Genomic DNA, 713 nt, shown 5'->3' on the forward strand with positions numbered 1-713 from the left:
ACGCCCGCGTGCAGCGCCGCGGCCAGCGCCGGGCCCGAGCTGTCCAGCGCCATGCGGCTGCCGCGCGCATGCGCCAGGCGCGCCAGGCGTGCGTAAAAGTCCTGCGGTACGCCAGGGGGCAGGCTGCCGCTGGCCACCCACCAGCGCGGCGGCGGGGCGAGCGCCGCCACGCGGTCCAGGCAGGTCTGCCATTCGCCGGCCTGCAGCGTGGGGCCGGGCAGCACGAAGCGGTATTCCTGGGCGTGGCGGCGGTCGAGCACCGACAGGTTCTCGCGCGTGTCGCCGGCAATGGTCAGGCACTGCGTGTCCACGCCCTCGGCCGCCAGCAGGTTCCGCAGCTGGGCGCCGGCCACGCCGCCCGCGAGCACCCAGGCCTGCACGCCGCTGCCCAGGCGGTGCAGCATGCGTGCCACATTGACGCCGCCGCCGCCGGGGTAGCGCTGCACCGCGCCGCAGCGTAGCTTGTGCGTGGGCACGACCTGCTCGGTGTCGGTCGCCAGGTCCAGGGCCGGGTTGGGCGTGAGCGTCAGAAAAGTGGGCATGGGGCGGGCTCCGGTGAAGGGGCGTCGGTGCGCACTGCGTCGAACGGACAGCATACTGGGTAAAAATGCAGGTATGTCTTCGCCCCCCGACGCTGCAGCCGCGCCCGCCCGCCCCGCCGCCCCGGCCCTGACGGCGCCGCAGAAGGCGCTGCTCAAGCTCGGCCTGGCGCG

General features: G+C 74.9%; 1 protein-coding gene. It reads right to left on the bottom strand.

Going from position 1 to position 713, the window contains the following annotated elements; genetic code table 11:
• Window positions 1-542: 1-phosphofructokinase family hexose kinase (locus tag B2J89_RS21350; RefSeq protein ID WP_240965111.1), on the bottom strand; the 542-nt coding region annotated here is incomplete at its 3' end.
• Between the last annotated feature and the right edge of the window lie 171 nt (window positions 543-713).

Source organism: Acidovorax sp. SRB_24 (assembly GCF_012931925.1).